The organism is Haematobacter genomosp. 1, assembly GCF_002196855.1.
Lineage (GTDB): Bacteria > Pseudomonadota > Alphaproteobacteria > Rhodobacterales > Rhodobacteraceae > Haematobacter.
On the sequence record NZ_NIPW01000029.1, the window covers coordinates 1 to 12,995 of the forward strand.

The 12,995-nt window shown below is 65.0% G+C and carries 11 protein-coding genes; 7 read left to right on the forward strand and 4 right to left on the reverse strand.

The features are described from left to right. Positions 1-50 precede the first annotated feature (50 nt). From CDV49_RS15285 to CDV49_RS15295, 3 genes are all read right to left on the reverse strand, one after another. Positions 51-335: a hypothetical protein gene (locus tag CDV49_RS15285; protein WP_088216286.1), complete on the reverse strand. Its 285-nt coding sequence runs from the start codon at positions 333-335 to the stop codon at positions 51-53. Positions 336-437: 102 nt separating this feature from the next. Then, positions 438-623 (reverse strand): helix-turn-helix transcriptional regulator, encoded by a 186-nt coding sequence (locus tag CDV49_RS15290; protein WP_088216287.1) that lies wholly within the window; start codon positions 621-623, stop codon positions 438-440. Between the two features lie 321 nt (positions 624-944). After that, positions 945-2,141 (reverse strand): tyrosine-type recombinase/integrase, encoded by a 1,197-nt coding sequence (locus tag CDV49_RS15295; protein WP_088216288.1) that lies wholly within the window; start codon positions 2,139-2,141, stop codon positions 945-947. Between the two features lie 1,032 nt (positions 2,142-3,173). On the opposite strand from CDV49_RS15295, the gene CDV49_RS15300 reads away from it, so the two are divergent. The 7 genes from CDV49_RS15300 (at position 3,174) to CDV49_RS15330 (ending at position 10,610) form a co-directional block, all read left to right on the forward strand. Next, on the forward strand, positions 3,174-4,277 hold the full coding sequence (locus tag CDV49_RS15300) for an AbrB family transcriptional regulator (RefSeq protein WP_088216289.1): 1,104 nt from the start codon (positions 3,174-3,176) through the stop codon (positions 4,275-4,277). 89 nt (positions 4,278-4,366) lie between these two features. After that, entirely contained in the window at positions 4,367-5,968 is a 1,602-nt protein-coding gene (locus CDV49_RS15305) for an ABC transporter substrate-binding protein (RefSeq protein ID WP_088216290.1), read from the forward strand. Continuing rightward, positions 5,969-7,033, forward strand: a complete 1,065-nt coding sequence (locus CDV49_RS15310) for an ABC transporter permease (RefSeq protein WP_088216291.1) — start codon at positions 5,969-5,971, stop codon at positions 7,031-7,033. Continuing rightward, positions 7,030-7,944 carry an ABC transporter permease gene (locus CDV49_RS15315; protein ID WP_088216292.1) on the forward strand — a complete coding sequence of 305 codons (915 nt, stop codon included), beginning with the start codon at positions 7,030-7,032 and terminating at the stop codon, positions 7,942-7,944. The genes CDV49_RS15310 and CDV49_RS15315 overlap by 4 nt, the downstream gene beginning before the upstream one ends. After that, entirely contained in the window at positions 7,944-8,771 is an 828-nt protein-coding gene (locus CDV49_RS15320) for an ABC transporter ATP-binding protein (protein WP_088216293.1), read from the forward strand. The genes CDV49_RS15315 and CDV49_RS15320 overlap by 1 nt, the downstream gene beginning before the upstream one ends. Beyond that, the gene (locus tag CDV49_RS15325; RefSeq protein ID WP_088216294.1) at positions 8,768-9,541 is read left to right on the forward strand and encodes an ABC transporter ATP-binding protein; all 774 of its coding nucleotides are present in this window, start codon (positions 8,768-8,770) and stop codon (positions 9,539-9,541) included. Before CDV49_RS15320 ends, CDV49_RS15325 begins: the two co-directional genes overlap by 4 nt. A 10-nt stretch (positions 9,542-9,551) precedes the next feature. After that, complete coding sequence (locus tag CDV49_RS15330) at positions 9,552-10,610, forward strand: dipeptidase (protein WP_088216295.1); 1,059 nt, start codon at positions 9,552-9,554, stop codon at positions 10,608-10,610. A gap of 231 nt (positions 10,611-10,841) precedes the next feature. Here CDV49_RS15330 and CDV49_RS15335 read toward each other — a convergent pair whose 3' ends face one another. After that, positions 10,842-12,605 (reverse strand): AsmA family protein, encoded by a 1,764-nt coding sequence (locus CDV49_RS15335; protein WP_088216296.1) that lies wholly within the window; start codon positions 12,603-12,605, stop codon positions 10,842-10,844. Between the last annotated feature and the right edge of the window lie 390 nt (positions 12,606-12,995).

Consider the following 12,995-nt stretch of genomic DNA (forward strand, 5'->3'; position numbering starts at 1 on the left):
CGTGAAGCGGATTTCCTCCCGCGCGTTCTTGCGGATGGTGCCCAGTTCGATCATGCGGCACCCTCCGCGAGACGGCGGGCGGACGGCGGGAGCCGCAGCTTGCTCCTGTCGCAACCCACCGCGAGTTTGTAGCGGGCATGGTTTTCCGGGCCGATGTAATCCGTGTCGATTGGCCAGCCGTAGTAATGCTTGAGCCTCCAGACGATGGCAGCGAGCCGCCAGCCATTCACCTCGGCAATCTCGTCTCCGTGACCGATGGCCCGGCCACCCAGAAGCGCAGCACAGGTCCAGTAAACCTGCGTCGGGCTGGAAAAAGTCATGTCGTGGTTAGTCATCAGAACGCCTCCGGCGTTGCGCCGGGCGGCAGGGCTGGCTACCTTGTCCCTTGAACCGATTGCGACAATGCCGGACGCCCCGCCTCCCAGGCGGGGTTTCCTTTAGGCGACTGCCGCGGGACGGGACTTCACCCATTCCGCGATGGATTCAGCCGTCCAACCCACAGAACGGGTGCTCAGCTTCACTGGCGCGGGGAAAGTCTTGCGCTTCACCCCAAGGTAGATGGATGCGCGAGACATGCCGGTCATCTCGATGACGGCGGGGAGGCGATAGATTTTGGCTGACATAAAAAGTCCCATTCCTGATTGGGCGGCCAGAATCGCTCTAGGCAAATCGCCCGGGGTTGTGCTGGAATGGGGATGGGTGCCCGCGAGGTTTCCCAGCCCGCGCCTTGGTCTTGTTGCAAGCTAGACCAAGGCGCACCTACCGCCCAACAGAACGCGGTAGGCCATGTTAGACGTTGCTAGGTTTATCCGCGCCCATTAGGAGAACTTGGTAACCCTCAACGCTAGATATGGTATCTAGGTTCGGGGCTCTGTCTACAGGAACTTTCGCCGAACCAAAGTCGGGATCCATCCCTGTGTCGATTCATGGGCTCGCCTTCTGCCCTATCCGAGCCGAATCACCTTCCCTTTCTCCCTGGCCAGGTAGTCCGTCCACCGCTCCATCAGGTCGCGTCGCTTCTCGAACATGTCGGACCTCGCATAGGCCTGTGACACGCTGTTCCCCACGGCATGGGCTAACGCCGCTTCCGCAACTTCATGCGCTGCCGTCGTGCGTTCCTGCGCCCAAGTGCGGAAGGACGTGCGGAAGCCGTGAACATCGACGGGGAAGCCGAGTTCCTTCACGAGCTTGGAAAGGGTCATGTCGGAGAGCGGACGGCCCGGACGTTGCCCCGGGAAGATGAAGGCATCAGCTTGCCCGCTGGCGACTGGCAATCGCTGTGCTTCGGACAGGATTTCCATTGCCCGGGGTGAGAGCGGAACCCGGTGCGGGCGTTTCATCTTCATCCGCGAAGCCGGTATTTCCCAAACCTTCGCGGCCATGTCGATTTCATTCCAACGAGCCTCGCGCACCTCACCGGAGCGGCCAGCCGTAAGGATGAGGAACTCCAACGCCTGCTTGGTTGACGGCCCGGCGCCAGAAGCCGCCAGCACCGCAAGAAAGGTCGTGACCTGATCGTACGGAAGCGCGATGCGGTGAGCCTTCACCTTCGGCACCTTCGGCAACGCCCCGTCCAGATTGTCGGCCGGATTGTCCTGCCGCCAACCTTGGGCGATTGCCCATTTCATCACGGTGCCGATGCGCTGGCGGACTCGTCGCGCGGTCTCGTTGGTCTTTGTCCAGATCGGAGTAAGGACAGCCAGCACATCTGCTGTTGTCACATCCTGCACCTTGAGCCGCCCGAGCTTCGGAAATGCGTGCATCTCCAGTGAGGAAAGGAAGTCCTTGCCGTGCTTCTCGTTGCGCCAGGTCGGAAGGTGGATTTCATGCACCTTGCGAGCGGCCTCCTCGAATGTGAGCGCCGCTTGCGTCTCTCGTTTGGCCCGCAACGGATCGCCCCCCGTCCGGGCGTCCCTGTGATTCCGCGAGGCAGCTTCGCGCGCCTCAGCAAGGGAAACGGCCGACAATGGCCCCAGCCCCAAGTCAACGCGCTTGCCGCGAATGGTGATGCGCTGGACCCAGCGCTTAGATCCCCCCGGGGCGACGACGAGGCAAAGCCCCAAGGCATCGCCATACTTGCCGGGTTCCGTCACTGACCGGACGAATGCAGCACTTAGCCCCTTCTTGCCCTTGTCGCTCATCCTCCCCCCACACTTTGCCCCACGCAAAGTGTGGGACTGAACAAGATGGCATTAGACGCTACTGGATGATGGCCGCAACCATTTCCTTGCAATGCATCACTTCTTTGGATGGCATCGGATGGCTTGATGCATAGGTATGGTGGACCTTGGCTCCACCAAATCTCTCCGATAATCTCTTATACTTGCAGTTTCATGCAGTATATCTGCGCATCCAATACTTTACCTACGCTGTGGGTAAGATGCCCTGTAATTTCACGATACCGTGAGAACGGCAGAATGCGCTCTGAAGTTGGTCCCGATCCGAGGCACGCATTCTGCAATTCAACCAGACGAAAAATCTGTGCGTGGGAGCGACGCGGACCTTGTGACGCGGCATGAAACTCCGCCCCCGTGTGCGGCGCCTTCAACAAATCGCGGATGCGCACCAGAACCGGGGCGCGGGTCTGATGGACTGGGCTGTCCTTCGACGTGAACCGCCTGTCCGCACCTCTTGTGGGAGCAATGCCCGGCGTTCCTACGTGACAGCGTGAAATACGCCCTTGTTCAAGCTTCAGAACCCCACAGCGACCTGGCTGGATAGAACACAAACACTAGTCTCTGGATGGGACGCCGTGACCGCGATAGCCCGACAGCGCTCTCCAAGACATGCCGGTTTGTTGGAGCGGACCAGGGAGCTGCGCCGCTTCCGCCAGAATCTATAAGCGTATCGATAATAGGATAGTGCCACTTCGGCCGAGAGCTATCGAAGCGGCGGGCTGACGGGCGGTGCCACTCGCGATGGACGTCGGTGCCATACGGGTTCCCTGCTTCGCGGCAGCACTGCGTTGGGCGCGGTTCACGGAGAGCTGACGGCTGACGGCTGACGGCTGACGGCTGACGGCTGACGGCTGACAAGATGATCTTATCATTCGGTGCTCTCCGCAATCTTCCCCAGCGGTTGCCGCGGGCGTTTGGGCCACACCGTTTTGACCTTCCGGCAAAACGGGGTTGAGCATCGTCTTCAATGGCGCGACGGTCGGGTGACCGGATTTCATGACCATGCCGACAGCCCGCCTCACCCTCCGCCTGTTTGCCCGCTTGAGCGGCGTGCTTCTCATCACGCTGACGGCGGCGGTCATCGCACGCTGGGGGGGCATGCCGCTGCCTTGGATGCTCGGCCCGCTCATCGCTGCAGCCATGCTCGCGATGAGTCTGCCGGCAGGGCATTGGCTGGTGCCGCCGTTTCCAAACAGCATCCGCGGCATCTGCGTCGGCGTGGTGGGCCTGATGATCGGCGGGAGCTTCACGCCCGCGCTGATGAGTTCGGCAGGGGAATGGTGGATCACGCTTCTGGGCATGGCAGCGGTGACACTGCTGTTGCAATGCCTCAACTACCTATGGTTCCGGCGCGGCATGGGGCTGGACCCGACGACGGCCTGGTTCTCCGGCTCCCCCGGCGGTCTGATGGAGAACATCGCGCTTGGCGAGGCGCATGGCGGTGATCTCCGCATCATTTCCGCGCTGCAGTTCCTGCGCATCATCCTCGTGGTCATCACCCTGCCTACGGCGTTTTCGATCTGGAACGGCGCTCCGGTCGGCAGTTCGGCGGGTGTGCAGGTGCCCGGCCCGCCCCTGACGGCGACCGACGGCCTCTTGCTCGCCGCGGCATTGGTGCTTGGCCAGTGGGGCGCGCGTCGCCTGTCCCTGCCCGCGGGGGTAGTCGTCGGGCCGCTCATCGTCAGTGCCATCGCCCATGCGACAGGGCTGATCGGCGGACAGGTGCCGCCGGGCCTTGTCTCGGGCGCGCAATGGCTCGTCGGCACGGCCCTGGGGTTGCGCTTTGCGGGGATGCAACGGGCACGGCTGGTGCAATGCCTGGGCGGGGCGGTCGTGGCTCTTGGCATATCGGTGGCGGCGGTCGGGGCGATCATCGCCATCGTGTTGCCCTTCATCGACATTCCGGTTCCGGCCCTCGTGCTCTCCTACATCCCGGGAGGGGTGGTGGAGATGGGGCTGATCGCGCTTTCCATCGGGGCGAACCCGGTTTTCGTGACGGCGCATCACGTCTTCCGCATCCTGATCGCGGTCATGATCACCCCGCAGATCTTCCTGCGTCATGTGGCCCGTCGCGGCGCCCGGACAGGCGTCGCGAAGTAAACCGGCGCGGCTTGACTTGCTCCGTCGCAGGGCGTCCTATCCCGTCCATGGTCCCGGTCGAGGACCGAGCAAAATCAACAGGGACGATCATGCGACACACGAGCCGCTTCCTTGCCGCTACGGCAATCACGGGTGCCCTCGCAGCCTTTCAACCGGGCCTGCCCGCCTTCGCCGCGACCCCGCCCGACACGCTGATCCAGGCCTGGGCGATCGACGACATCATCTCCCTCGACCCGGCGGAGGTATTCGAGTTCACCGCCTCCGAGCTGATCGGCAACTCCTATGAGACGCTGATCGGTTATGATGTGAAGGACGTGTCGAATATCTTCGGTGTCGTCGCCGAGAGCTGGGAGGTCTCGGAGGATGGCAAGACCATCCACTTCAAGGTGCGTGAGGGGCGCAAGTTCGCCTCCGGCAACCCGATCACCGCGTCCGATGTGGTCTTCTCGCTGACACGCGCGGTGAAGCTGGACAAGTCGCCCGCCTTCATTCTGACGCAGTTCGGCTTCTCGCCGGAGAATGTCGATGCCCAGATCGTCCAGACCGGCGATTACACGTTCGACTTCAAGATGGACCAGGCCTATGCGCCGTCTCTGGTGCTCTACTGCCTGACGGCGACGGTCGCCTCGGTGGTGGATCAGAAACTCGCCATGTCGCATGAGGCGAACGGCGACTTCGGCTATGACTGGCTGAAGACCGGGTATGCCGGTTCCGGCCCGTTCACCATCCGCGAATGGCGGGCGAACGAGGTCGTCGTGATGGAGCGCAACGACAACTATTCCGGCGATGCACCGAAGATCGCACGGGCCATCATGCGCCACATCCCGGAACCCGCGGCGCAGCGGCTGCTGCTCGAACAGGGCGACGTGGACATCGCCCGCAACCTCGGCCCGGAGGAGATGGAGGCGCTGTCCTCCAATGCCGACATCAAGAACCAGTCGGGCGTGAAAGGGTCGATCTACTACCTCGGCCTGAACCAGAAGAACGAATTCCTGTCGAAACCGCAGGTCCGGCAGGCGATGAAATACCTCGTCGATTACGCGGCGATTTCCGACACGATCATGAAGGGCCGCACCATGGTGCACCAGTCCTTCCTGCCGAAGGGCTTCCTTGGGGAGATCGACGACACGCCCTTCGCCCTCAACGTGGCAAAGGCCAAGGAATTGCTGGCGGAGGCTGGCGTGCCCGACGGGTTCAGCGTGACCATGGACACGCGCAACACCGCCGATATCACGGCGATGGGAACAGCCATCCAGCAGACCTTCGGACAGGCGGGGATCAAGCTCAGCCTCATTCCCGGCGATGGCGGCCAGACGCTCACCAAGTATCGCGCGCGGACCCATGACATCTATATCGGCCAGTGGGGCCCGGATTATCAGGATCCGCATACCAACGCCGACACCTTCGCCTCCAACCCGGACAATGCGGACGGCGCCTCCTCCAAGACGCTGGCCTGGCGGAACGCCTGGGACATCCCGGAGATGACACAGCGCACCCGCGCCGCCATGCTGGAGCGGGACACCGGCAAGCGGGCGGAGATGTACGAGACGCTGCAACGCGAACAGCAGCAGGACTCGCCCTTCGTCATCATGTTCCAGCAGGTGGAGAACGTGGCGGTGAGGTCAAACGTGCAGAATTTCGTGCTTGGCCCCTCGTTCAACGACAACTCCTTCAAGGCCGTGACGAAGTAGATGGCCATCGCGGAAGACCGGCCGGTGGGGCGCAGAGGCGCCCTTTCGGGACTGTTCTGGAAGACGGGGAAAGTGCTCGTCACTCTTGCGGTGACGCTTCTCGGCCTGCTGTTCGTGACCTTCATGATCGGCAGGATCGTCCCGGTGGATCCGGTGCTGGCCGTCGTGGGGGATCGCGCCTCGCAGAGCACCTACGATCAGGTCTATCAGCAGCTCGGCCTCGACAAGCCGCTGATCGAGCAGTTCTGGATCTACGGGCGCTCCGTCATGGCCGGCGATCTCGGCACGTCGTTCCTGACCAAGCGGCCCATCGCGGACGACCTGCGCCGGGTGTTTCCCGCCACGCTGGAGCTTTCCACCTTCGGGATCATCATCGGCACCCTTCTGGGCGTGCCGCTCGGCGTCTATTCCGCGGTGAACAAGGGAAAGCTCGGCGATCAGATCGTGCGGATCATCGGGCTGGTCGGCTATTCCGCACCGATCTTCTGGCTGGCGCTGCTTGGACTGCTGATCTTCTACGCGCGGCTGGGCTGGGTGGCGGGGCCGGGTCGGATCGACATCGCCTATGAATACTCCATCTCTCCCGGCACCGGACTGCTGCTGATCGACACCGCGATGCAGGGCCAATGGGCCGCATTCCGCAACGTGTTCAGCCACATCGCACTGCCGGGCTGTCTGCTGGGCTATTTTTCCATGGCCTATATCAGCCGCATGACGCGCAGTTTCATGCTGGCGGAACTCAGCCAGGAATATGTGACCACAGCGCGGGTGAAGGGCGTGCCGGAGTGGCGGATCATCTGGGTCCATGCGCTGCGCAACGCGGCCGTGCCGCTCATCACGGTGATCGCCCTTTCCTATGCCAACCTGCTCGAAGGATCCGTCCTGACAGAGACCGTCTTCGCCTGGCCCGGGCTGGGCATGTATCTCACCAATTCGCTGCAGAATGCCGACATGAACGCGGTTCTCGGCGGCACGCTGGTCATCGGGGCGACCTTCGTGCTGCTGAACCTCGTGTCCGACCTGCTCTATTCGCTGCTCGACCCCCGTGTGAGGAGGAGCAGATGAGCCAGTCCCTCTCCCGCCGCGAATGGCTGCTGACGGAGCAGCCCGGCTCCCGCCGTCAGGCGCGGCTCGGCCAGTTCTACCGGACCTGGCTCGCCCTCCGCTCCAACCCGCTGGCGATGGTGGGCCTTGGCATCATCGTGGCGCTGATACTGGTCGCGCTCTTTGCCAATGTGATCGCACCCTACGATCCGCTGGTCGGCGGCGATCTGCGGACGGAACGGCTGCTGCCCCCCTCCTCCACCCATTGGTTCGGCACCGACGATCAGGCGCGCGACATCTTCAGCCGGGTCATACATGGCTCGCGGCTGACGCTGATGATCGTGGCGCTGGTCGCGGTGATCGCCACGCCGATCGGGCTGCTGATCGGCACCACGGCGGGCTATTTCGGCGGCTGGGTGGATACCGTGCTGATGCGGATCACCGATATCGTGCTGGCCTTTCCGCGGCTGATCCTCGCCCTCGCCTTCGTGGCGGCGCTGGGGCCGGGGATCGAGAATGCGATCATCGCCATCGCCATCACCTCCTGGCCGCCCTACGCGCGTCTCGCACGGGCGGAGACGCTGACGATACGCAACACCGACTTCATCGCCGCGTCGAAGCTGCAGGGCGCCTCCTCCGCCCGGATCATCTGGGGCCATGTGGTGCCGCTCTGCATGCCTTCGGTCATTGTGCGGGTCACGCTGGACATGGCGGGTATCATCCTGACGGCGGCGGGTCTGGGCTTTCTGGGCCTCGGCGCGCAGCCGCCCAGCCCGGAATGGGGGGCGATGGTGGCGTCGGGACGGCGGTTCCTGATCGATCAGTGGTGGGTCGCCACCATGCCGGGGATCGCGATCTTCGTGGTTTCGCTCGGCTTCAACCTGCTGGGTGACGGGCTGCGCGACGTGCTCGACCCCAAGGGAGAGAAGTGATGGCGCTGCTTGAGGTGGAGAATCTCCGCATCGCCTTCCCCACCCGCCACGGCCCCGTGGAGGTCGTGCGGGGAGTGACTTTTTCGCTCGGGCGGGAGCGGCTGGGGATCGTGGGCGAATCCGGTTCCGGCAAGTCCCAGACGGGGCGGGCGATCCTCGGCTTGACGCCGCCCCCGGGCAAGGCCACGGCAGACCGTCTGACCTTCGACGGGATCGACCTGCGCAACGCCGACCAGGCCACGTGGCGGTCGATCCGCGGCGCGCGGATTTCCATGGTCATGCAGGACCCGAAATTCTCGCTGAACCCTGTCATGACCATCGGCAAGCAGCTCATGGAAACGGCGCGTCTGCACGGCGCCTCCCGGCAGGAGGCGAAGACGCGCGCCCTGTCCATGCTGGAGGCCGTGCAGATCCGCGACCCCGAACGGGTGTTCCGCGCCTATCCGCATGAGCTTTCGGGCGGCATGGGTCAGCGGGCGATGATCGCGATGATGCTCATCACGGAGCCTGACCTGCTGATCGCGGACGAGCCCACCTCTGCGCTCGACGTGACGGTGCAGATAGAGGTGTTGCGCATCCTCGACCGGCTGGTCAGGGAGCGGGGCATGGGGCTGATCTTCATCAGCCATGACCTCCGGCTTGTCTCCACTTTCTGCGACAGGGTGCTCGTGATGTATGCCGGCCGGGTGGTGGAGGAGATCGCCGCCTCGCGTCTGGCGGAAGCACAGCACCCCTATACGCGTGGGCTGTTCTCCTGCCTGCCGAAGATCGAGGGGGACAGCCACCCCCTTCCCACCCTGCAACGTGACGCGGCCTGGGCGACATGACCCCCATTCTCGAAGTGAACGCCCTCGAAGTCACCTACCGCTCCGGCATGGATGAGGTCCGCGCCGTGAAGGGTGTGAGTTTCAACGTCGCGGAGGGGGAGAGCTACGGCCTTGTCGGCGAATCCGGCTCGGGCAAGTCCACCGTGCTGCGCGCGCTCTGCGGACTGGCGCCGGTGAGCGGCGGCCATCTGCTGATCGAGGGGCGGGAAATCGCGAGTCCGCGCACCGCCGACTTCTACCGCCGGGTGCAGATGGTGTTTCAGGACCCCTATGCCTCGCTCCATCCCCGGCACACCGTGGACAGGGTACTGGCGGAGCCGCTGGCGATCCACGGTTTCGACAACCGGGAGCATCGGATAGAGGCCGCGCTGACGGATGTCGGCCTCGGCCCCGGTTTCCGCTTCCGCTATCCGCACCAGCTTTCCGGTGGGCAGCGGCAGCGGGTAGCGATCGCCCGCGCCCTCATTCTGGAGCCGCAGATCCTGTTGCTGGACGAGCCGACCTCCGCGCTCGACGCGTCCATCCAGGCGGAGGTGCTGAACCTGCTCGAACGGCTCCGCGTGGAACGCGGGCTGACCTATGTGCTCGTGAGCCATGACCTTGCCGTCGTGGCGCATATGTGCGAGCGGCTGATGGTCATGCAGCATGGACGAACGGTAGAGGAGCTGACGCGCGACGCCCTCCGCCGGCACGAGGCGCGCGAACCCTATACCCGGACCCTGCTTGCGGCCTCCGAGGGCTATACGCCCCTTGCCGCGCCTGCCTCCTGAAGGAACTGCCATGAGCCAGCCTGTCTTCGACGGTCACAACGATTTTCTGCTCCGCCTCTATCGTGCGCCGGAGCGGCGGGAGCAGATCTGGCTCAAGGGGGAAGGCCGCGGGCATCTGGACCTGCCCCGGATGAAGCAGGCCGGGTTCGCGGGCGGCTTCTTCGCGATCTGGATCCCCACCCCGCATGAAGGCGGCGGCGATGTGGACGCGCTGATGGACAACCCGCCCTATTCCATCGGCCTGCCGGGGATGGTGGGAACCGCCACCGCCCAGCATGTCGCGGTGACGGAGGCGTCGCTGCTCCTGTGGATGGAACGCTCCTCCGGCGGCAGTTTCCGCATCTGCCGTACGGTGGAGGAGATCCGCGCCACGATGCAGGCGGGCGGGATCGCCGCGATCATGCACATGGAGGGGGCGGAGGCGATTTCGGAGAGCCTCGACGAACTCGACCTCTACTATGAGATGGGGCTGCGCTCGCTCGGCCCGGTGTGGAGCCGCCCGACGATCTTCGGACATGGCGTGCCGTTCCGCTTCCCCTCCTCTCCCGATACAGGGCCGGGGCTGACGGAGGCGGGCAAGAGGCTCGTCCGGCGCTGCAACGCGTTGCGGGTGATGATCGACCTCAGCCATCTGAACGAGGCCGGCTTCAACGACGTGGCCGCGCTCTCGGATGCGCCGCTGGTCGCGACGCATTCCAACGCCCATGCCGTGACGCCCTCCGCGCGGAACCTGACCGACCGGCAGCTCGCCGTCATCGCCGAAAGCGACGGGATGGTGGGGCTGAACTACGCCACCAGTTTCCTGCGGCCCGACGGGCGGCGCGGCTCCGATATCGGCTGGGAGCCGGTTCTCGCGCATCTCGACCATCTGATCGGGAAACTGGGCGAGACGCGGGTGGGGCTCGGCTCCGACTTCGACGGCGCGACCGTGCCTGACGAGATCGGCGACGTGACAGGGATGCCCGCCTTGCAGGACGCGATGGCCGCGCATGGCTATGACGCGCCGCTCATCGCGAAGCTGTGCCATGAGAACTGGCTGCGGGTGCTGGAAAAGACCTGGGGCGGCTGAGCCACGGCCCGGGACAAGCCCGCAGCGCCTCCAACCGCACCCTTCGGCCATCGCAGAGAAACCACCGGCGTTGTGTCAGAGGATTACGCACTGAACCACGGGCATCGGCCATGGATCCTGCCTTGTGGTGCGGCTGTGGCTGTGGCTGTGGCTGTGGCTGTGGCTGTGGCTGTGGCTGTGGCTGTGGCTGTGGCGAAAAAATCTCACAAGAAAACTCCCCGCAAGACAGGATCACCGACCCTCCTGCTCCAGCCGCGCGCGCTCTGCCGCCACGGCCTCCTCCGTCGCGGTCGGCAGGCTCAGCCGGATTTCCGGGTGGATCCACGTCCCCGTCACCAGAACCGGCGGGCGGAGCCGACCCAGCCCGGCCTCCCTCGGATGCGGGAGGAGGCGGTAGTTCCATGTCCCCGGACCGATCCCGATCACGCCAGAACCGCTCGCGGTGAGCGTGGGCGCGTCCAGCGTGAGGTCATCGTTGAGCAAAACCCCATCCTTCATCGCGAATCGCGCGGTGAGGTTGGTGAACGGCGTCACGGCAAGGCGCCCCACCGGCGCGTGGCCGAGCGTGGCCGCCGCGAGATCGACACCCGCCAGACGGCCATTCACGATCGCAAGCTGCCCCTCGCCGGAGAGGCTGTTCATGATCGCGGCAGGCGTGTTGCCGACGCCGAGAAACTTCAGGCTCCCGGTCAGAGCCCCTGCAAACTCGGCTTCCCCCAAATCAGCGAAAAGCGGGCGGAGCGCCATGTCCGTCACCCTCAGGTCGCCCCCGACGGAGAGGCCGCTTCGCCCGTTCATCACCAGTTCGCCCGAGAGTTTCCCGCCATAGGCCCCGACATCCGCCAGCGTGGCGACCGCCCGCCCCCGATCCAGCGCCACATGCAGCGCCGCAGGACCGAAGACCGCCCCTGACAGCAACAGCCGCTCCACCCGCAGATCGAGCACCCCATCGGCCTTCTGCAGCCAGTCATACGCAACGGGGGCCGGAGACCAGCTCTCCGACGTCTCCGCGATCAACCGGGGCAGCAGGGCGCCCGCGTTGAAGACGGCCCCGTTCAGCGTCACGGCGAAACGCGGACGGGGACCGGCGAGATCAAGCATCATCCCCCCGCTCAACCTGTCTGCATCAAGCGACAGCACCCCCTCTGTCAGCGTGACGGCCCGGCCGGGAACCCAGTCCAGATCGCCCTCCAGCGTCACGGGCAGTCTCAGCGCCTGGGACGGCTCCCCCACAGGCTGCCCGCCCAGCAAGGCCGCTGCCCGCATCGCATCCGGGGTGGCGAGCCTAAGCCGCCCTTTCGCCCCCGCCGGTGCACCGCCGATCATGCCTTGGAACCCCAACCGCAGGGCGTCGCCTGTCAATTCCGCCTCCACCGGCACGCTATCTCCCGCGCGGAAGGCGCCGAACTCCGCCGTGCCCGCTGTGAGGGTGAGAGGCTGCCCCTCCCACATGGCCTTTACCGAAAGCCGCGCCGCGCCATGATAATCGGGCAATCGGAAATCGGCATTCACCGCATCGAAGACCCGCCGCCGCCCGTTCAGACGGTCGATAAAGGTGACGGTGCCATCCGTAAGCGCGCCATGCGCCAACGAGAAATCCCCCTGACCATTGCCCTGGAACTCCCAGTTGGCGCGACCGGCGGCATTCCGTTCCAGAAGCAGCCTCGGGCGGTCGATGATGATCCGGCTGAGCCGCACATGCCCAAGCAGGAGCGGCGCCACATCGATACCGACAAGCAATCCATCCGCCCGCATCATCGGGCCTTCGGCGGACCAACCGGCATTGGCAAGCTCCACCTCCCCCGCCCGGATACCAAGCTGAGGCCAGAGAACCGGACGGATCGGCCCCGTGAAGCGCAGGGCGCGGCCCGTTGCCTGTTCGAACTCGCGCGAGGCGATCGCCGCCACACGCTCTGACGGCACCAGAAACAGCAGGCCGACCGCAAGGGCGAGGCACAGCGCAAGCGTCAGGACGACGCGAACGAACCAGTGCAAGAAATCCTCCGGGCAATCGGTGGGCGGTCTTTATGGAGACCACGGGCGGGCGCCGCTCCGGGAGCGGCTGAGAAATGGCGGCCGCCCTGAAGGCGACGATGGAAACCGCCGCCTGTGGGCGACGACTGGGAGCGGCCGCAGCCACCGTGCGGCGGTCGTCTGGCCCGTCGCGTGGCGCACCGCAGGCAAAACCGCCGCCAGTTTCCGACGCCCTTCGGCAACCTGCGCCTTGCGGTCCGCAGGGCGGCGGAACGCAAGCACCTCAGGAGGCCACAGCACAGCGCGGCGTGGCGGATGAACGAAGTGCCCACCGCCAGGACGACGGAGAGGCCAGGTCGCGTGAAGCCGCGACAGGATGCCGACGCGGGGACCAGGTCGAAACTCCGCAAC

Excerpts from the sequence above, each read along its gene's own strand:
- CDV49_RS15320 (WP_088216293.1), top strand. The coding sequence starts at position 7,944 with ATGGCGCTGCTTGAGGTGGAGAATCTCCGCATCGCCTTCCCCACCCGC.
- CDV49_RS15295 (WP_088216288.1), bottom strand. The coding sequence starts at position 2,141 with ATGAGCGACAAGGGCAAGAAGGGGCTAAGTGCTGCATTCGTCCGGTCA.
- CDV49_RS15300 (WP_088216289.1), top strand. The coding sequence starts at position 3,174 with ATGACCATGCCGACAGCCCGCCTCACCCTCCGCCTGTTTGCCCGCTTG.
- CDV49_RS15305 (WP_088216290.1), top strand. The coding sequence starts at position 4,367 with ATGCGACACACGAGCCGCTTCCTTGCCGCTACGGCAATCACGGGTGCC.
- CDV49_RS15285 (WP_088216286.1), bottom strand. The coding sequence starts at position 335 with ATGACTAACCACGACATGACTTTTTCCAGCCCGACGCAGGTTTACTGG.
- CDV49_RS15290 (WP_088216287.1), bottom strand. The coding sequence starts at position 623 with ATGTCAGCCAAAATCTATCGCCTCCCCGCCGTCATCGAGATGACCGGC.
- CDV49_RS15310 (WP_088216291.1), top strand. The coding sequence starts at position 5,969 with ATGGCCATCGCGGAAGACCGGCCGGTGGGGCGCAGAGGCGCCCTTTCG.
- CDV49_RS15315 (WP_088216292.1), top strand. The coding sequence starts at position 7,030 with ATGAGCCAGTCCCTCTCCCGCCGCGAATGGCTGCTGACGGAGCAGCCC.
- CDV49_RS15325 (WP_088216294.1), top strand. The coding sequence starts at position 8,768 with ATGACCCCCATTCTCGAAGTGAACGCCCTCGAAGTCACCTACCGCTCC.
- CDV49_RS15330 (WP_088216295.1), top strand. The coding sequence starts at position 9,552 with ATGAGCCAGCCTGTCTTCGACGGTCACAACGATTTTCTGCTCCGCCTC.